This window comes from Gracilibacillus sp. JCM 18966 (assembly GCF_055392695.1).
The window spans coordinates 734,019-754,472 of record NZ_AP043883.1; the positions used below are offsets into that span (position 1 = coordinate 734,019).

The 20,454-nt window shown below is 37.0% G+C and carries 16 protein-coding genes and 2 pseudogenes; all 18 read right to left on the minus strand.

What is annotated here, in order from left to right; genetic code table 11:
- Positions 1-2 precede the first annotated feature (2 nt).
- The 18 genes and pseudogenes from paiA to ACZ5N5_RS03385 all read right to left on the minus strand — a co-directional run bounded on the left by paiA (position 3) and on the right by ACZ5N5_RS03385 (position 20,447).
- Positions 3-521 carry a spermidine/spermine N(1)-acetyltransferase gene (gene paiA, locus ACZ5N5_RS03300; RefSeq protein WP_464373273.1) on the minus strand — a complete coding sequence of 173 codons (519 nt, stop codon included), beginning with the start codon at positions 519-521 and terminating at the stop codon, positions 3-5.
- A gap of 24 nt (positions 522-545) precedes the next feature.
- Positions 546-971 (minus strand): MarR family transcriptional regulator, encoded by a 426-nt coding sequence (locus tag ACZ5N5_RS03305; RefSeq protein WP_277679980.1) that lies wholly within the window; start codon positions 969-971, stop codon positions 546-548.
- Positions 972-1,131: 160 nt separating this feature from the next.
- Positions 1,132-1,707 (minus strand): annotated as a pseudogene (locus ACZ5N5_RS03310) (pectate lyase); the annotation flags it as partial.
- 60 nt (positions 1,708-1,767) lie between these two features.
- Positions 1,768-2,241 (minus strand): annotated as a pseudogene (locus ACZ5N5_RS03315) (RICIN domain-containing protein); the annotation flags it as partial.
- Positions 2,242-2,433: 192 nt separating this feature from the next.
- Positions 2,434-3,831, minus strand: coding sequence for a sugar porter family MFS transporter (locus ACZ5N5_RS03320; RefSeq protein ID WP_109982860.1), 1,398 nt, complete (start codon positions 3,829-3,831; stop codon positions 2,434-2,436).
- Positions 3,832-4,506: 675 nt separating this feature from the next.
- Positions 4,507-5,745 (minus strand): IS256 family transposase, encoded by a 1,239-nt coding sequence (locus ACZ5N5_RS03325; RefSeq protein WP_464372494.1) that lies wholly within the window; start codon positions 5,743-5,745, stop codon positions 4,507-4,509.
- 203 nt (positions 5,746-5,948) lie between these two features.
- Positions 5,949-7,511, minus strand: a complete 1,563-nt coding sequence (locus ACZ5N5_RS03330) for a response regulator transcription factor (RefSeq protein WP_464373274.1) — start codon at positions 7,509-7,511, stop codon at positions 5,949-5,951.
- Positions 7,505-8,944, minus strand: coding sequence for a sensor histidine kinase (locus ACZ5N5_RS03335; RefSeq protein WP_464373275.1), 1,440 nt, complete (start codon positions 8,942-8,944; stop codon positions 7,505-7,507). The genes ACZ5N5_RS03330 and ACZ5N5_RS03335 overlap by 7 nt, the downstream gene beginning before the upstream one ends.
- On the minus strand, positions 8,941-9,939 hold the full coding sequence (locus ACZ5N5_RS03340) for a sugar-binding protein (RefSeq protein WP_277680138.1): 999 nt from the start codon (positions 9,937-9,939) through the stop codon (positions 8,941-8,943). Before ACZ5N5_RS03340 ends, ACZ5N5_RS03335 begins: the two co-directional genes overlap by 4 nt.
- A 500-nt stretch (positions 9,940-10,439) precedes the next feature.
- A complete protein-coding gene (locus ACZ5N5_RS03345) occupies positions 10,440-11,309 on the minus strand; it encodes an ATP-binding cassette domain-containing protein (RefSeq protein ID WP_464373276.1) in 870 nt (289 codons plus the stop codon).
- A complete protein-coding gene (locus tag ACZ5N5_RS03350; protein ID WP_464373277.1) occupies positions 11,302-11,703 on the minus strand; it encodes a GntR family transcriptional regulator in 402 nt (133 codons plus the stop codon). Before ACZ5N5_RS03350 ends, ACZ5N5_RS03345 begins: the two co-directional genes overlap by 8 nt.
- A 14-nt stretch (positions 11,704-11,717) precedes the next feature.
- Positions 11,718-12,455: a hypothetical protein gene (locus tag ACZ5N5_RS03355; protein ID WP_464373278.1), complete on the minus strand. Its 738-nt coding sequence runs from the start codon at positions 12,453-12,455 to the stop codon at positions 11,718-11,720.
- Between the two features lie 20 nt (positions 12,456-12,475).
- Entirely contained in the window at positions 12,476-12,949 is a 474-nt protein-coding gene (locus ACZ5N5_RS03360; protein WP_181397400.1) for a small multi-drug export protein, read from the minus strand.
- A gap of 208 nt (positions 12,950-13,157) precedes the next feature.
- Positions 13,158-14,615 carry an IS1182 family transposase gene (locus ACZ5N5_RS03365; protein WP_464372769.1) on the minus strand — a complete coding sequence of 486 codons (1,458 nt, stop codon included), beginning with the start codon at positions 14,613-14,615 and terminating at the stop codon, positions 13,158-13,160.
- Positions 14,616-14,771: 156 nt separating this feature from the next.
- Positions 14,772-15,662 (minus strand): ROK family protein, encoded by an 891-nt coding sequence (locus ACZ5N5_RS03370; RefSeq protein ID WP_464373279.1) that lies wholly within the window; start codon positions 15,660-15,662, stop codon positions 14,772-14,774.
- Between the two features lie 33 nt (positions 15,663-15,695).
- The gene (locus ACZ5N5_RS03375; protein WP_109982869.1) at positions 15,696-17,135 is read right to left on the minus strand and encodes a glycoside hydrolase family 1 protein; all 1,440 of its coding nucleotides are present in this window, start codon (positions 17,133-17,135) and stop codon (positions 15,696-15,698) included.
- A gap of 17 nt (positions 17,136-17,152) precedes the next feature.
- Positions 17,153-18,700 (minus strand): response regulator transcription factor, encoded by a 1,548-nt coding sequence (locus ACZ5N5_RS03380; RefSeq protein WP_109982870.1) that lies wholly within the window; start codon positions 18,698-18,700, stop codon positions 17,153-17,155.
- The gene (locus tag ACZ5N5_RS03385; protein WP_464373280.1) at positions 18,690-20,447 is read right to left on the minus strand and encodes a cache domain-containing sensor histidine kinase; all 1,758 of its coding nucleotides are present in this window, start codon (positions 20,445-20,447) and stop codon (positions 18,690-18,692) included. Before ACZ5N5_RS03385 ends, ACZ5N5_RS03380 begins: the two co-directional genes overlap by 11 nt.
- Positions 20,448-20,454 lie beyond the last annotated feature (7 nt).

A 20,454-nucleotide genomic window follows, 5' to 3' on the forward strand; every position in this document is an offset into this window, starting at 1 on the left:
TTTCAATTAATTGCTTTAGTCATAATCAAATCCGTTTGTTCTTCTTCACCCACATAAAAAGAATGAACTCCAGTTTGAACAAAATCCATTTTTTTATAAAATGCTATAGCATTTTCATTCTTTTCCCATACCCCTAACCAAATTTTCTTCTTGTCACGTTCTAAAGCAAATTCAATAGCTGTATTTAATAGAATCTTACCAATTCCGTGCTTTTGGTATTTATTCTTTACATATATTCTCTCGATTTCGAGTGATTCATCACCCATTTTTTCTGACTGTGCATTTCCAATATTAATCTTTAAATATCCGACCATCTCACTATTTAAATACACGAAGAAAAATTCCGAAAACTCATTAGATAATTCCATTTCCAATTGTTTCGAATGAAAAGCTCTCTTCAGATAGGCATCTAAATTTTCCGATGAATTCTGACTTTCGAATGTTTCCCGAAAGGTTTCTATACTTATTTTTTGCAGTGTTGGTAATTCTTCTTTGGTGCATTTTTTTACATTTATCGTCATGCTAATTGCCTCTCCTTCCTATAATCAATAATTTCTTTTGTTTCCCTTCTTTACTAACTCCCAATCTTTTTCTATATTCTTTCTTACTCTTTGAAGTAGCCAGAGGATGGTCTCTTCTTCTTTTTCGGAAAAACCTGCTAGAGCGATGCTATTAGAATAGTCATTTTCTTTTTTGATAAAAGGGTAAACCTTCTTTCCCTTTTCTGTTGGAAAGATTTTTTTTATCTTTTTATTAGAGTGATCATCCTTTTTTTCTATAAATCCATTCATTTCAAGTTTTTTAATCGCACGAGCTGCTGTTGTTCTGTCTACCTTGATCATCTCGGCCAACTTTTCTTGAATGATTCCTGGATTTTCACATATGCGAACAAGGTATAAATATTGCCCTTTCGTAAGATCATACTCTTTAAATTCAATATTGCTGATAGAATCTAATGCCCTTGCAATCATTCCTATTTCGCGAAGAATATCGATCTTGCTCACTCCTTATTTGATGTTTTTTGTTGTAAATACAACAAGAATAAGTATATAGCAATTTTGTTGTATTTGCAACAAAAACTCCCATAAAAAAAGTGCTTAACAACGTAATTGCTAAGCACTTTCATATAAATTAATATTCGTAATTTCCGCTTTCCGAAACATTTTCTACATTATACCACTTTCTACCAACATCAGAATATCTTGTGTTTGTCATCGTAACTTCACTAGAGTCGCTATCTGTTCTAAATATAGCTTCATCCATATTCGTAATGACACTACCATCGATAAAGATACTTGTTTTAAAAGTAGTACCTCCATTTTGACGAATCATTTTTCCAGCATCATCCGCTGTAAAATTGATAATTTCAAAAGTCGAAGGAGCATTCACCTGGAACATTTTATCACTACCCTTTTGTGCCATTCCACCTCTAATTGTGACATGACCATCATCCTTAATCGTTAAAGCATCCTCACCGATATCCTCCCAGACTACATTCTGTACTAAGACATCTCCATACGTATGCACACCATCTGCAGCCGGGTGACCGATTACCACATTTTTCAAGGTTGCTCCGTCCTCCAGTCTAAATACTGGATCTTGATCTTCTCCTTGGCTGCCATCTCCAACAGTATCTGGGTTAGCTACATACCTTTTGCCTTCACCATCAAAGACTTCACCTGATTCTACGACAATGGTTTGATTTACGGTTATGGTATCACTTGGTGGTACTTCAATAATACGCCATTGCTGGCTCTCACCACCCCAGTCATCCCATTGGACAACGTTCGCGCCATTTTCTGTCGACCAATCGAATACTTCAAGGGCTTTTCCACTATGTCGATTAACGATTTTAACATAGCCATTTCCAATACCTTCAATTGCCCATTGCTGATTTGCTGCATTCCAGTCATACCATTGGCTTACATTAGCACCATCCTCTGTAGACCAGTCATAAACCTCCATTGCCTTGATACTATTTTGGTTCACAATTTTATGGTAGCCTTCCCCAACATTGATAATACGCCATTGCTGATTTAAACCACCTAGATCATCATATTGAACAATATTTCCACCATCAGAAGTGGACCATTCATAGACCTCGAGAGCCTTTCCACTAAATCTATTTATAATCTTGTAGCTTTTACTTGAATCAAAACTTGCAGCCTCCAGTGACTCTACGGAAATTGCCCCAACTAACAATAGTGCAAATGCTAACATAGTTAATAATTTTGCCCGCATTGATTACACACCTTCTCTTCCTTTTAATAGTGGTTCAAATTACATAGATCTCAACTATTTGCCAATAGTTTACAATGTAATTATAAACAGTTATTCCAAAATATTTCAATCAGTTTCAGCTAAGTAAGCAATCTGTGAATATCCATTATCAAGAAAAAAACCTACTGAATGGATCAGTAGGTTTTGCTTTGATTATGCAAGTTCCTCATAAGATTTCGCTTTCTTTTTATCTTTAGCACTCCACATTCTCCCTATTTCCTCAAGTGATTTATTTTTTGTCTCTGGGACAATGGTCATCACAAAGATAAAGCAAATGACGTTGATAACCGCAAACATCCAGAATGTAAAGGCACTTCCCATATTACTGATTAGTACAGGGGTGAATTGGCCGATCGCCCAGTTTGCTCCCCAAAGGAATATAGTCGCAATTCCTACCGCTTTCGCTCTAAGATGATTTGGGAAAATCTCCGGAATCATGATCCACGGAATTGGCCCCATTGATACACAGAAGGAAGCAGTAAAGCCTGCAATTAAGATGATTAATAATACACCAGCGTTTGCTGGTTCAAAATAGAAAACACTTCCAATTAGTAGCATAAAGATTGCCATGAAACTTGAACCAATTGCCATCAATTTTTTTCTTCCCAATTTATCTATCAAAAAGATTGCTAATATAGTAAAGACAACTTGCACACTACCAATGATACTTGTGGCAAGAAATTCGGTATTATTTTCAAACCCGACACTACGGAAGATATCTGGTCCATAATATGTGACCGCATTCATTCCGATTACTTGATTGAACAAGGCAAGGAAGATACCTACACCCATAGCCATTCTTAAACCTGGCTTTAACAATTCTTTTGCCGAACTACTTTGTTCCTCTTTAATTGAAGCTTTAATTTCTCTTTCTTCTTTTCTAGCAACTTCTTCTCCATTAATACGTTTTAATATATTGAATGCCTCTTCATCTTCTCCTTTTTGAATAAGGAATCTTGGACTTTCCGGAATAAAGAATAGTAAAAGCATAAAGATAATTCCGGGAATAGTTCCATAGCCTAGCATCCATCTCCAACCAGCCTCTAATCCCCATTCATAGGACCCACTATTTGCTACACCATAGTTAATATAAAATGTTGCACAAATACCGAAGATCGTGAAAAGTTGATATAAAGATCCTAATCTACCACGAATAGCAGGTGGTGCACATTCACTAATGTAGGTTACCGATAGTGCTGATGCGAAACCTATACCTAGTCCACCTAATATTCTAGCAAGTACAAGTGTGGTGACATCGATTGCAAAGGCAGAGCCCAGTGCAGAGATGATAAAGAAGACGGCCGATACCATCAATAGTTTTTTACGACCATATTTATCACTAAGAAAACCAGAAAGGGCAACACCTGTTACTCCCCCTATCATGACACAGGAAATAACCCATCCCTCCATTGCCGGACTTAAATTATATAAATCTTGTAAATATCCTATCGCACCTGATATAACAGCGGTATCAAAACCATAAAGCAATCCTGCCATACCAGCTGAAGCAGCTACTAAAATAACATACCAAGCTGAATGCTTTTTTTGCATGATAAATCCCCCTTCATTTGTTAACGTTTTCGTTTTGACTTCGCTTACATTTCGATTGGAAGTAAGCGTTTCTTACTCTTTCTTAAAATTAACATGAAAACATTTTCAATAAGAGAGGTATCATCTTCACTTTTTTGCAAAATACTAGACAATCTTGTGCTGTCGGTGTCATCTGTTCTCTCGAACTATTATTGTTCTTTTCGCTTGAATGTCTGGTATTCTTGTTGTGACAGTCATTTTGGAGGCTTTCTCGGGCAAAATGGACTTTATCTTGGTTGTAAACGTCATTTTGGAGACTTTCCTTGCGCAATTTGGACTTTATCTTGGTTGTAAACGTCATTTCAGGGGCTTTCATCGAGCAAATTAGACTTTATCTTGGCTGTAAACACCATTTCAGAGGCTTTCATCGAGCAAATTAGACTTTATCTTGGCTGTAAACACCATTTCAGGGGCTTTCATCGAGCAAATATTAGACTTTATCTTGGCTGTAAACACCATTTCAGGGGCTTTCATCGAGCAAATTGGAATTTATCTTGGCTGTAAACGCCATTTCAGGGGCTTTCATCGAGCAAATTGGACTTTATCTTGGCTGTAAACGCCATTTCAGGGGCTTTCATCGAGCAAATTGGACTTTATCTTGACTGTAAACGGGGCTTGTCAAGAAAAGTGTGTAAGTTATTCTAAATACTTCAGCACACGTTCATTAAGGTGATCATGAATTAACAGCTGATTCATGACCATTGCCCATTGTTGAATATGGCCGCCTTCCCATTTATTTTCAAGTTCTTTGGTTCGTAAATATAATACTTTTAGAAGGGCGTTCTCGTTTGGGAATGCTCCTTTTTTTGTCACTTTTCTAAAGCTGGAATGTATACTTTCTACGGCATTCGTAGTGTACATAATTTTGCGTATCGCACTTCCATAATCAAATAATTGTTCCACATGGGAGAAGTTTCGTTTCCAAACGTCAACTGCTCCAGGATAGGTAGCCCATTGTTGTTGAAAGGTTTCAAATGCACTATGACATGCTTTAAGGCTTGGTGCTGCGTAAACCTTTTTTAATGCAGCAGTAAAAGCTTTATAGTCTTTACTTGGAACATACTTAATCGAATTTCTAATGAGATGAACCATACAGCGTTGTACGACAACTTGTGGGAAAATGGCACGAGCTCCATCTTCTAATCCACTTACTCCATCCATAGAAATAAAGAAAATATCTTCTACACCACGAGCTTTTATTTCATCAAAGATTTGCATCCATTTATGCTTACTTTCCGTTTCATTTAACCATAAACCAAGAATGTCTTTCTTTCCTTCCATGGTATAGCCTAACATGGTATAAACAGCGTATTTCTTGGTTTCGTAGTCGTTACGTACGGTCGTATAAAGACAATCTACGAACACAAAAGGATAACAGTTGCTTAAAGGACGACTTTGCCACTCTTCTAAATCAGGAAGCACTGTATCCGTAATATCGGATATCATTTCATGAGACACGGAGAATCCATAGATATCTTCAATCGTGGATGAAATATCTCGCTGAGACATTCCTCTTGCATACATGGAGATGACTTTATCCTCGATGGCAGAAACATCTCTTTTACGCTTGGGAATGAGGTGTGGTTCAAATGAACCGTCACGATCACGAGGTACAGCAATATCCACTTCGCCAGCAGTCGTTTTGACTGTCTTTTTTCCGTACCCGTTCCGTCTATTGTTTGTTTCCTTTTCTCCTTTATCATTGGATTCATAGCCCAAATGATGATTCATTTCACCTTTTAACATCGATTCAAACATCGGTCCGAATATGTCCTTTAATGCATGTTGCATATCTTCTACAGACTTTGGTTGATACTGTTCAATAATCTTGTTAGCTAATTCTACGGAGTTAGGATCTCTTTTGGGTTTGCCCATTTAAAACACTCCTTTAGCTTTATAGTTATTATTCTACCAAATAAAAAACTGTGTGAGTAAGAAACCGTACGCATTTCTTACTTACACAGTTAATATTACACTCCCTGTAAACGTCCTTTCAAGGCTTCTTTCCCGAGCAAAACGTTCTTCAGGGTAAGACCCAACCAAAAAAAACAACGATCGTTTCAATAGGATCGTTGTTTTTAAATATATTTATTTCGGTATTCACTTGGGCTTAGTCCTACTTCTTTTTTAAAGACCCGGCTAAAGTAGTTAGGATCCTTATATCCGATATCTAGTGCTATTTCCTTTAATGGTTTACTTCCATCTAGTAGAAAGTCCTTTGCCTTTTGAATTCGGATATTGGTAAGATACTCTACAAAGGTGACACCAAAATGTTCTTTAAATAATTTGCTCAAATAATAAGAGCTTAGACCTACCTTTTCTGCAATTCCTTCTAGACTGACTGCATCTTGATAGTGGCTATCCAGATATCCTTTCACTTGGATCAGTATTCCTTGCACACCGTTAGTTCGCCATTTATTAATTTCTTCCATAACGGTTTGGAGGTGAGCTTTTGCTGCTTGCTTTACTTGCATCGCTGTTTCATATGGATGAAAATTCATCTGTACATCTTCACCAAAGCCAAATTCTTTTGTCGCTCTTGTCAAGACAATGAAGAGATTCTCCATTGCTTTTTGGATTAGCTCTACTTGATAGTTAACGCTCTTTTGAATCCATTGGAAATATGCCTCAAAGACTTCTAAGCCTTTACGAGTATCACCGTTTTTCACAGCTTCTAGTAAATCCTTTTCTAAATCAAAGGGTACAAAATTCTTTCTTTTGTCTTCCAATTGCTTGCTATAAACTAGATAGGCAGAGCCTGACCGTTTTTCCACCATTTCTAATGTATAAATCGCTTGTTCATAGGATTTAGAAAAATGCTGAAAATTAGCAACAACGGAACCGATACCAACACATAATTGACAATTGTGTAGTTGATGCTGCATCGTACGAATCATTAATCTAGCAAAATTCTCCCTCTCTGTTAATCCAGTATTGTCGGCTTGATATTTCACAAAAACAGGGATTTGAAAACCGATGAGTGGTCCAACAAAATAAGGATAAGGTTGTGTTGCTAAAGCTCGCTTTAACGTTTGATACCATTGCGTCTTTTGCTCACGATCTGGCTTTCGTTCCTCTGCTTGAAAGTAGAATACTGCTGCAAACCCTTGTTGATCATCGAGATCTAACCAATCGTTCCAATCATCTTGGTTAAAATCATGAACATGATCCATCATTAGAGAAATGACGAAATCCATTTCTACTAGGGAACTTGCTCTTTCCAAGCGTTGCTCAATGTCCTGTTTTTCCTGCATTTGTTCCTTTTCTTCCTCCACCTCAGCGGCCATTCGATCGAAGGCATCTAGTACTTCCTGAACCTTGCTTGGCTTGAGCAAGTACTCCTTCACTCCATATTTCATCGCTTCTTGTGCATATTGAAACGTATCGAAGGCTGACACCATTACACACTTCGCATGTGGAAGCTGGTTGAGAATTTTCTGTGTTGCCTTTAGTCCATCTAGATCGGGCATTTTTATATCCATAAAAATAATATCGGGCTCTGTATCAAGTGCCTTCTCCACTGCTATTTTTCCATTCTGTGCCTCTGCAACGATTTCTAAATTATCACGATTTCTACTTAGGATAAGGCGGATGCCTTCTCTTTCGATAGCTTCATCATCTACAAGCATTACTTTTAACATGAATCCTTCCTCCATTCCTTTCCTGATGGTAACTGAATGGTAACCTTCGTTCCTTTTCCAATGGCAGAATCGATCCAAAGCGCACTCTCTTTATCAAACAACTCGAGTCGATCGATAACATTTCGCATCCCTATACCTGTGGAATGACCTGATTTCTTTGATTGAGCTTCCTTTTCTTCCACTGGATGTATAATTTGATTGATTGTTGCTTGATCCATTCCTTTGCCATTATCGGTAATCTCAATAAATACCTTCTGTTCCTTTTGATAGATATTCAATGCAATCACTGCACTATCTGCCATTTCCTCAATGCCATGAATAAAGGCATTTTCTACGATTGGTTGAAGAGTTAGGCATGGGATCGGAGTATGTAGACACTGCTCCTCTATTTGAGTGTGGAAGGCGACTCGATCTCCAAAACGTGTTTGTTGGATAAAAAAATACTCTTTCACTATTTCCACTTCATCTTTTAAAACTGTCTCTCTGTCTAAATTTCCGATATTGTATCGCAATAGGGCAGAGACAGAGGAAATTAATTCACTCGTCCGTTCTGCCCCCTCAATATAAGAGGTTTTAGAAATGGTGTTCAATGTATTAAAGAGAAAATGTGGGTTAATTTGATTCTGTAGGCTCTTCAATTCCATTTCCTTTAGTAATTGGGCAAGACGTGCTTTTTCTTTCATCTCTTTCACAGACTGTAAAATATTATGCTTCATCTCATTAAACATCTTCGTTAAAAGCCAAAGCTCGTCCTTTCTTGAAACCGTAACATCTTGACCAGAGTAGTTTCCTGCAGATATTTCTTTTGCTGCCTTTGTCAAACGAGAAATCGTTCTGGTGATGCCATCCGAAAACCATAAGGCAAACAGTACACTTAAGATAATGATGGCAATAACTATGGCCGTTCCCATATTCTTCGTATGGTGGATTCGTTCGTCCTCCAAAGAGATTAAATTCTGATATTCGGTTAGATCTTGATTAATGATTTCTAATGTATTTTCATGAATATAGTTGGCAGTATTATCCGCTTCACTTAAATAGTAGGAATACTGTTCTATGTTGTCATCATGGACTCCTTCTACCGTTTTGTCTGTAATCTCTAAAAAGCTTGTTAACATATGAAGGAAATTTTTCTGAACAATACTTTCTTCTGTTAACTCCTTATATTGTTGCTGTAAATCAAGAAGCTGTTGCTTCTCCCTTTGATAAAACGCTAAATTTTCTGAAACAGGTTCGTGGACATATATTTGTAGTGATTGAAAGGTTTGATCTGTCACTCCTGTTATTTCATTTAACAGTAAATAGTGTTCAGAGCTTTGCTCATGGAGCTCAATAATTTTCTGTGTGCTCTGTTCTCTTACTAAAAGGAGAATCACGACTAATGTAATGACAGTAAAAAAATACATTAATAGCTTCGTTCTAATTTTGATCATGGCTCATCACGCTCTTGTGGAATGAAATTATCTAAGTTCTTCTGTGAAACTACTGTTGCATCTGTATGGTTGACTTCTTCGACCGAACGCCCCTTGACAATATCAAGCATTAACTCAATACTACGATATCCCATCTCATAAGGCTTCTGACCGATAAGCACATCCACTTTACCTTGCTCTAGCAATTCCATATTCTCAGGTAAGGTATCAAAACTTATCATGTATATACTGCTTGACCTATTTAGTGATTCAGCGGCATGAACCATTCCTATCCCATCTAACGCACTTGTTCCATAAAGGGCATCAATTTCTGGATGATTCTTTAACATTTCGTAAGTTTTTTCTTCTGCGATAACTTGTGTAATATTAGATTCCTCAATCTCGACAATTTCTACTCCTTCTATATCAGCTACAACATTTTTAAAGCCTTCTACACGTAGTTGATGATGCGCATTCGTAAAACTGCCCGTAATGATGCCAACAGTAGCTTGGCCCTTCTTATCTTCTACTAAAGTTTTCCCAGCAATTTGCCCAGCCAAATAATTATCTGTCCCGATATAGGTTGTCCGCAAGCTCTCTGGTGCATCTGTATCAATAGTAATCACTGGGATTCCCTGATTCACCGCTTTATTAATCATTGGTAAAAAATCCTCTGTTAATGCCTGCACAATAATACCATCAACCTTAGCTTTTATTGCTTGATCTAAAAGCTTTAACTGTTCCTCTGGATTGGAACGCCTCGGGCCTTCGTATTCCACAAAAACGTCATACTTTTTCTCTGCATCCTTCGCTCCTTCCCCAACTAACCTCCAGTAATCATGATCCATCTCTTCCCCAATCAATGCAAAGTGGTAAGAGGGAAGATTGTCTGGTTCCGTCGCTTTCGTTATTTCTAAACGATCTACTTGAGCTTTTTTATAAAAATAAAAGGAAAGACCTATTGCTATGACTAAACAAGCCATAAGTAACACATAAATTGCTCTCTTTCGATTCATCTTATCCTCCATAAGATCTGACTTTCGATATTAACTCATTAAATGTATCATAGCATAATTGTTGCAGAGGGGAAAAACAACCACAAGATGCCAGCGATCAACGTGATTTTATACGAAATACAGAGAAACCACATTCCCTTGACAAGGAAGTGGCATCAGAAGGAAAATAATTAGTGTTTGTATCGTGTTAGCTGGATACCTAAAAAAAATTCACAGAAATCACGATAATAGGTGCAAATTGAAAAAAACAGAGTGATTACAAAAGCCATCGACGTAGATATAAAGAAGAGACATCGAAGAATAAGGAAGCTGTAAAATGACGTTAAATGTGAGGTCAATAAGAGCTCTTTGATGTTTTATTTAGAAATTAAGCGATTCAACAATTAAGAATCGATTATCGAAATAATTATCGTTGTCTTGCCTATGATCCATTACTCGACATTACAAATGTATTTTAACAATACTAATTGAATGCCGTTATCACTGTGAAAAGCCATTCTTTAAGCTCTTTCCAGCAAGGCTGTTAAAATCTCATCCAGCTCAAGCCGCTGATAGTGTGTGACTTCTATACCTAGTTGCTCTAAGTCTGGCTCGATAGCTGCTAAGGAATCTGTTATGATACGATTAGGATGTGAATCCATTTGTATCACATGTGGATGCTTTCGGAGAGATTCTGGCATTTTATTTAACGACAAATATGCCCAGCTTTCTAAAATTTGATCCTTCTCATAAATGCCTATCATTTTCCCCTTATCTAGTAACCAAATATAATCACACAATGCTTTAATCTCCTCTTGTTGATGGGTGGCAAGGATAATCGCATGATTAGGGTTCTCCATGAAATCCACTAGATCTGTTTGCATTTTACGTGAAGAGACAAAATCGACCCCAGAGAAGGGTTCATCTAACAGAAGAAGCTGCGGATGATGCGCTAACGCGAAAATAAACGCTATTTTCTTCTTCGTTCCTGTCGAACTATTCGTATATTTTTCCTTTTGATTAATCTGATACCTATCCACTAGCTCCTGATATTTTTGTTCATCCCAATTCTCATACCAGTAGCGAACAAGATTAGCGAGCTCACGTATAGACAGCTGGCCGAAAGCCTGATACAAATCTCCACCAGCATAACCCATATCTTGCTTGATCCTACTATCATTAGAGTCAAGTTCCCCGTTGAAATATAGAATATGGCCAGAATTAGGCTGAAACAACTGCATCACAAGACGAAAAAAAGTACTCTTACCAGAACCATTGGAGCCAATTAAAGCGGTGATCGTTCCATGCTCAACACGAACATCGATAGGGCCAAATTCAAAATACTTGAAGGTCTTGGTCAACTGATCTATTTTTAACAAAAAATTACTCATAATGGTTTTCCCCCCATTTTTTATCCATAGCGTTAAAAAAGACTTTTTCTGCTTCTGATCTCGTCATTCCCAGCATTTTTAGATCCTTAATCGTTTTCTCCAAAATCGAGGAAGCCACTTGTTCTTTCGTTTGATCCTTCGACTCTTGATCCACCTCATTGACAAAGGTTCCCTTCCCTTGAATCGTCTTAATAAATCCCTCATTCTCTAAATTTTGATAGGCTCTCCTTGTCGTAATGACACTACAGGATAATTCGTTCGAAAGTGCTCGAATAGATGGAAGGACACTACCTGGTACTAATTGGCCACTTATCATCAGTCCTTTTAATTGTGATTCGATTTGATGATAAATGGGTTCTTTGCTTTCCTCTGAAACGGTAATAGGGAGTTTCATTTAGATAGCCTCCATTACAGGTAATCTCTTTTACTTAGTCTTTTTTGTAGGATGATTCCCCATATATTATAGCTTAATAAACCAATGATAATCATCACAACAGACGGCATCCAATCGTATTGTTGCGTCCATTCTGCTACCTTCTCCACGACGCTATTTTTTGTATTTAGATTAAATACAATAATGAAAGAAACAATCGTTAAACTATATAAAAAAGAAAAAATATAAAGCATTTTGCCGTTTGTTCCAGATTCAATGTAAACATTTAATCCACCAATAGTTAAGGAAAAACCAAACCAAAATAATAGAAAAGACACTAGCTGTTGAGTCGTGAATACCAGATGATAGATATCTCTTATTCCTATAACAATTGTCGTATAAAAGGTGGTGGAAAGGATAAGCAATGTGATCAGCATTAAAAGCATGCGACTTTTAGTCAATACTTTAATAGGAACAGGCATTGTTCGAAATAAAGCGATTCTTTTTCCGAACGGATCCTCCTTCAATGTCTTCAAGCTAAGGTAAGGACTGGAAAGAAATACGATAGATAAACATGGTGATAGAAATACAAATAAAATGTCTACAGATACCCCATTGAAATGGTTTTGGTAACCAGCTAAAGTATTTATTAGCTCCTTTAAGAAGGTGATCGAGAATAGTCCCAATAATACAGTTACAGCAAAGGTTAGGATATAGGCAGGAAAAAGCATTCTTATCTCTGTTTTAACTAACTTAAAAGCACGTTTGTACATGAAACTATTCACCTCCACCATTATTGTGCTTGATTAAAAATATTTTCTAAAAATTTATTCTCCACGTTGAACCAATCAATACCGAAGTAGACAAGTAGGCCTAGCAATAGACTCCAAGCTGCGATACTAATAGTGATCCAGATCGATACCTGTTTTTTGGTTCCACCAAAAAGAAGTGCTAAAAATGCTGTTAAGTGACTACCGACAAAAAATGGTCCGAGTAAGGTTAGTCCCGGTAAGCCATATTTATCCCATATTTTTTTGGCCCTACCAGTTCGCTTCCCATCATCTTCCTTCTTTCTCCATCGTTTAACTTTTTCAATAAAAACGATGACGATGTAAACCGTGATCAGGTTTCCTCCGATCGCAAGGATAAATACCGGAATTGCTGACAAACCGGCTAAAATGGCAACTGGTGTAACAACAGCTGATTCAAAAAAAGGTACTGCTGCCAATAGAAATACAAGTATATAACCCCAAACTACGTCTAACATATTTATTCCCCCTAAAGTTATACTGTTTATATTTATATACACAGTATAACACCTTTTACAAAAAATGCAAACAGAAATATGAAAAAGGACGCTAATTAATTGTGGCCACTGAAAAACTAACGTTTTAGTTTTATGGTGTCGGAAAAATATAAAGAAAAGGGGTCTGTCCGTTCAGAATTGAACGGACAGACCCCTTTTTTCCTAGCTTTTATTCCTTTGGTTCGTTCATTAGTTTGATAATTCGTTTCAAGTTCACGGTGAAAATCGACATTGCTCCCTGCATTTCCATGCCAACGAGACCCGAGGAAGATGCTACATCATACCCGTGTCTGTGTTTTAGTTCACTATTTTTCGCTTCAATTTTGTAACGTTCTTTTGCTTTTTCACGAAAATGAGGACTTTCCTGAAAGACTTGCTGCTCCATATGTTCGGAGGATTTAATTGTGACGGAGTAAGTCTTCGACTTCGCCCCCTCTTTATAACACCCATCTCGAAGCGGGCAGACCTTACACTTTTCCACATCAAAATAATAAGTATAACTTTGATTCGATGATTTCTTACCAGTACGTGCTTTCCGTATGGCCATATTTCCTGCCTTACAAACATACATGCCGGCATCCTTATTGAATTCAAACTCGTTTTCTTTCTGACGTACGCCTTGTGTAATGAGTGGATGTAACTTTGACACTAATTCTAAATCATTTTGGTTTGCGTATTGGATATTGTATTTTTCCGAGTAAGCTGTATCTCCAATAACACACTTCACATTCATGCCTGTACTTTGCGTATTTTCAATTAATGTCTGTAGATATTTACCATCATTCTTTTCTCCAGTAGTGACAACCGCAGCTGTAATCACTCGTTCTTCACTCATAGCGATATGTGTTTTATATCCAAAAAAAGAGGTATCGGCCGATTTATGCCCTTTTCGGGCATCAAGATCATCGGAGGAAGGCAGGTTCTCTACGTGATCTTCCACTAGTTCTTTTAAGTAATTTAGCTTTTCTTTCACTTTCGGATAGCTGGATACGGCCTCTTCTTGGTCCAACACTTCAATAAGTTCCTTATTGTATTGAAGTTCATCAGCTAAATCCTCTGTAACGCTCTTCGAAGGAAACTTTTCTTTCAAACGTTCGTCCACCTGGTAAACAGCTTTACGCAGTAGCTTTGATTTTTCCCTCAGAAATTCGATCGGTGATTTCTGGTTAAAACGTGCTTTTGTATGGGTGGCATCAACGATGATGGAATTACTCGCAATAAGATCTTTTTCCAGAGCTAACTTCACGGATTTCTGAATTAACATGTCCAGTAACTTTGTATCCTTTAGTCGTAATTTCCGGAATTTGGTTAATGTGCTTGGATGAATAACTGGGTCTTCTGGTGCCATTTCTAAAAAATATTTGAAGGACATATCATATTTCGAACGCTCGACGACATCAACATCAGACAAATCGAAGATTGTCTTAAGTAATAGATATTTAAAAAGACGAATAGGAGGTACAGCGTTTCGACCGTTATCCAAACAATATTTATCTCTTAGTTCTTCTAAAATAAAAGAGAAGTCCACCAGTTCGTTTATTTGTCGAAGCATATTGTCTTTGGGTACTACCAAATCGTATATTGCCATAAAGGGACTAAGATTAAGCGACTGTTGATCAGAAATCATATGTACCACCACCACTAAAAATTGTTACTTCTATTATACATGAAAATAACAACGAGGGTCTTCTCGATTTCATCGAGAAGACCCTCGTTAATTAGATTTTGGACTTTTTCAGTGGCCTCAATTAATTTGCGCCCTTTTTTCCTAAATAATGTTACTTTAATCATCTAAGCAATGTTTCTTAAACCCATATACTGCCCCAAGTAAATTAGCATGCTGTCGATGCTGGCAGGACTTGATTACTGGCTTCATTTTAGCAAGCCCAATACGTTCGATAATTCGATCCAATTTCTCATTCAATCTGTCTATCAATTCTTGCCGTGCACTTATTCCACCACCGATAAGAATTACTTCAGGGTCATAAATATATTGTAGATTATAAATACCAACCGCCAACAAATGATAGAAACGATCTACTGCTTCTGAACAAATTTGATCACCAGCTTCTGCCATCTGAAACACTGCTTCACCTGAAAGCGTGTTATAGTCTTGATTTTTTGCTTTCGCTACTTTTTTTACTAAAGCTTTCGTAGAAGTAATTCGGCTCCATACACTGTCATCCTCTATAGAATCTGGATCTAAAAGCATATAACCAAATTCTCCACCATGCAGATGGGCTCCTTTATGCAAGACACCGTCCTTAATGATCGCACCACCGATTCCTGTTCCAATCACCATTACCATAAAATCACGAAGCCCTTGTGCTGCTCCATCCCACAGTTCTGCGTAAGCAGCACAATTGGCATCATTTCCTAAAAACACAGGCAAACGTAAAGTCTCTTCGATACATTTCTTTATATTTGGACCATGTAAATAACGAACAGCACTAGAACCATAGATAATCCCTTGATCAGATACAGCACCCGGACAACTAACCGCAACTCCGCTTATCTCATGGTAAGATGCTTTCACTCTTTTCATGAGACCTAATAATTCCTCTAATGAAGAAGGTGTTTTTTCTTTATAAGAAGTTAATATACTTGCCTTTTCATCGACGATTGCGGTTTTAACAAAAGTCCCACCTATATCTATAGCTAAATAGGTTTTCATTCACTTCACCTCAATTTGGGTAAAAGAAGATGCTTACTTACAAATATCATCATCTAATGCAAGAAATTCTCTTTCTTTAATGATTTGCTGATACCAATAAGCAGATTTCTTCAAATGACGATTTCGATTGTCTTCTAAATCTATTTCTACTAGACCATATCTATTTTTAAAGGCATTCATTGGGGAAACATTATCCGAAAATGCCCAAAGCATATAGCCTGTACAATTAGCGCCTTCCTTTACTGCTTTTAATAACCATTTTAAATGCTCAGCGATAAATTCGATTCGATAATCATCCTGAATAATATTGCTCTCATTTTTGAATCTTTTCTCATTCTCTACACCCATACCATTTTCCGCGATAAACCATTCGATGTTTCCATATTCCTCTTTCATTCGCATCGCCATATCATACATAATTTGTGGGTAGATCTCCCAACCACGATAAGGATTCATCTTTTTGCCTGGCATATCAAATTTTTCATAATAGTACGAAGGATGAAATGGGATAGCTTCATTCCATGCAGATGTCCTAGCTTGTACCCGATGTGGAAAATATAGATTTATGCCGACATAATCCACTGTATTATTTTTGATGATGGATAGTTCTTCTTCTGTATAATCAAAGGTGATTCCATGCTTATCCATTAGATCAAATAGCTGTTTCGGATACTCTCCTTTTATTGCCGGATCTAAGAAGGTACGATTAAAAAACAAGTCATACATTTCCGCTGCTTTTTGGTCATGGGGAGCAGAAGAACGTGCATAGGTAACCTCTGGATTTAAGATGACACCAATCTTTGCTCCATGCTTAGCCTTTAAATCCTTTTCTTTAAAAAGCTGCACTACTCTAGCAGTTGCCAGACCTTTATGATAGTTCCATTGCATCCATTTCTTTGTGTTTTGCTCAAACGGCCAACGGATCGCATCTAAGTATACCCTTGTTTGAACCACTACTGGTTCATTAAACGTAAACCAATGCTTTACTCGATCTCCATAGCGGTCGAATACCTTTTCTGCATATTTGACAAATAATTCGAGGACATGCTTGGAAGCCCAACCGCCATACTCCTTCAATAGCTTTGCAGGTAATTCATAATGTTCTAGACAGATCATTGGCTCTATACCATTGTCTATTAATTCGTTAATCACATCATCTATGTAATTGGCATATTCTTCGTCGACCGTTGCTGTTTCATAGTCTGTTAGGAAGCGTGACCAATTGATAGAAGTTCTGAAATGGGTTAAACCGATTTCCTTCATCAGCGCGACATCTTCTTTAAAGCGGTTTCTGAAATCTGTTGCAACAGCCGGCCCATATCCATTGTGCCAGACATTCTTGTTTTCTTTATACCATAGATCTAAATAGGAATCCTGTGTATCCTTCTTCCCTGACCAACCCTCTGATTGCCAAGCGGACAGAGCGGCACCTAAGATAAAGTCCTCTGGTATCTTTATTGCTACTTTTTCCATTACTACTACCTCCTAAATTATCTCTCTAATCTCGAAGAAGTTACTTGCCTGTATTTCGTAGGTGTCATACCGACAAACTTCTTAAAGACCTCTACAAAGTATTTATATTCATTGTAACCTACTTGTTCAGCTATCTCATGTATTTTAAATGGAGTTTCCATTAATAATCTCTTGGATTCCTCTACACGTAGGCCATTGACATATTCATTAAAATTTTTACCTGTTTTTTGTTTAAATAATGAGCTAAAATAATTTGGTGAAATATTGATAACATTAGCTACTTCTTGTGCTTTTATATCGGACGCAAAATACTCCTTTATATAGGCTATAGCCCGATCCATTAACCAATCATTATGATCCGGTTGCGTTAAATGGAAGCCATCAATAATCCTTTCAATGTCCATTAAGATCAATTCTCCTATCACTATAAAAGAGTCGACTAATAATATGTCTGGATCTTGATGAAATGCGAGCTTTATTCCACTAGGCTCCATTTGTAATACGTCTTGACATTGTTTCATAATAGCCTGCATTAACGCTCTCGCTAACTCAATCACATGTCCAAGAGTAATATGCTGCTCTTGGAAATAGTAGACCATTTGCTGAACGATGGATTGGATCTCTTCCATTTCAAGATGCAGAATCGCATTTGTTAGATTCTGCTCCATTTCCTTCGGGTAGGTAATCATTTTTACTTCTTTCGTTTTCTTTTCATAAAAAGCTAATTTTTCTCGCTTAATCGGCATTTGAAAAACGGCATCCACCATCTGAGATACTACGGAATGAAGCTGCTTGACTTGTACTGTGAAGGGACACAAGAAGATAAGATGATCCGATAACTGGTGTTGCATGTCTGTTAATAGTTGATCACTAGATTGGTTCTCCGTGTCAAAGAAGCATGTTAGTAATATATTAGATCGGATAAATAAGGAAACTCCGAGTCTACTATTTTTAGAAAGCATTTGATCAGCGGTTTGCTTCCAATTGTTTTTCAATTCCCGAAGTTCGTCCTCTGTGAACTTATTTATATCGAAATAATAATCCCACTTCATTGTCAAGATTATTTTCAGCTTTTGTTCCTTAAGTATCGGAGAGACTTGTGTTGGATTGGGGTATTCCAATACTTGTTCTATTAATGTGTTCAATAGAACATGCTGTTGCTTTTGCTCTTGCTCGTTTCTTTCTAATTTCATTTTCTGCATTAATTTATCCATAATGGTAAGTAGTTGGTCAATATCTACTGGCTTTAGCAAATAATCCTTTACCCCTAATTGCATCGCTCTTTGGGCATAGCTAAATTCATCATAGCCACTAATCATGATTATTTCCGTGTTAGGGTAATACTGGCTAATATAAGTAGCAAGCTCCAAACCGTCTTTATTTGGCATTTTGACATCTGTTATGATAATATCTAACCCTTTATGTTCGTTGATTTTATTGATCGCATCCTCTCCGTCCATAGCAGTACCTACTACTTCAATCCCTTTTTCGTGCCATGGGATGGTGTTCGCTAATCCACGAGAAATTATTGGCTCATCATCAACTATTAACATACTATAGGTCATTATTTTCACCTGGTTCTTGTTTTTTTGCTTTTTCCTTTTCCAGTGTTAATGGAAGCTCTAATGTTATCCATGCCCCTTTGTTTCCTTTTTTGATCTCCATACCATATCCTTCACCAAATGCTAACCTCATTCGATCTCTTATATTTTGCAGGGCATATCCTCCATCAATCTTCGATAATGATTCTTCTTGAAAACCCCGGCCATTATCGATAACGTCGATGATCAGACTTCGTTCTCTTTTATATGCGCGTATATCTATTTTGCCTTGCCTTGGGAGATCCTTCAATCCATGAAGGATACTATTTTCTACTAATGGCTGTATTAATTGTTTCACAATCAGTGTGTCCTTCAATTGTTCCTCATAGTATATCGTATATTGTAATCGATCACCCATTCTACTTCGCTGAAGCTCCAAATAATTATCAAGATAAACCAATTCCTCTTTCAGTGAAACCCACATACTTCCTTTATTGAGATTCATCCGAAATATCTTCGACAGGCGTTCGATTAGTTGACTTGTTTCCATTGCTTTTTCCATTCTTGCAGTCCAACGAATCATATCTAATGTATTATATAAAAAATGAGGATCAATTTGATTTTGTAATGCCTCTAGCTCCGATTCCTTCTGCTTGATCTTCAATTTATATTCGCGATCAATAAACTTTTGTATCGTTATAACCATTTTATTAAACCTTAATCCTAACCTTCCAATTTCATCCTTTGAATGAACCGGAACCTTTGCCGAAAAATTACCCTTTTCCAATTGCTTTGTCTGTTCGGTTAATTCTAAAATTGGTTTCACATGCCAATTATAAAAACCAAAAAATGCGACAACACCAAGAACAGCTAATAGGACAACAAGATTAATCATTAATGTACGAACATTGTACAAGTTCTGCACTACCTCATCCTGATTAACTAGTATCACAGAAAACCAATTCGTTCCGATTATTTTTTGCTTGACCAATAGATATTTTTCCCCACCTGTTTCATAGGTGAAATTTTTCCCCTGTTCATGTGTGACTAAGTCAATAATAGCTTGATTAGGATATTTATTTCCTACCAGATCACTATCAGGATGTAACACTACTTCTCCACTGTTGGATAAAACAAAGTAATTTCCTTGTTGTGTCATATCTACTTCGATATTTTTATATAATTCTGTTTCATTCAGACGGATTCTCGCCATCCCTATTGGTTGTGAAATCTTGTTAATGTCATTAATTTGTCTAGTTAAACTAATTACATGGTGCTCTCCAGACCATGCACTGTTTAATTTATACGTGTTGCTCCAAACTGGCTCCCCGCCTGTCGAAATAGCTAGCTTTCTAAGTTCATTTTCATTTCCTTCGACCGGATTACCGAAATTCAGTAAATTATCTTGGTTAGTACTGACAAGTTTAATTGAATCAATATACTTATAGCTCATGATTTGAAAGGTAAAAAAACCTTTAATGGCATTTTCCGCTTCTCTGACCTTTGCTACGTCTTGCTTTGGTGTTGTGAAGAAGGTGCGGAAGCTCTCATCGTAAATCATATACGAGGTAATATTCTCGATAGTATTTAAGATTGCTACTAGATTTTCATCATTTTTTTCTAATCTTGCATTAATATTTTCCTCTGCTTGCTCCTTAAACACCTCGGTTGTTTGGTAATAAATAAGCGAACCAAATAGGATAGTGGGTAGTGTAATAAGTATTAAAAACACACTGATAAATTTTTTTCTTAATCCCCAATGACGAATCATTTACATC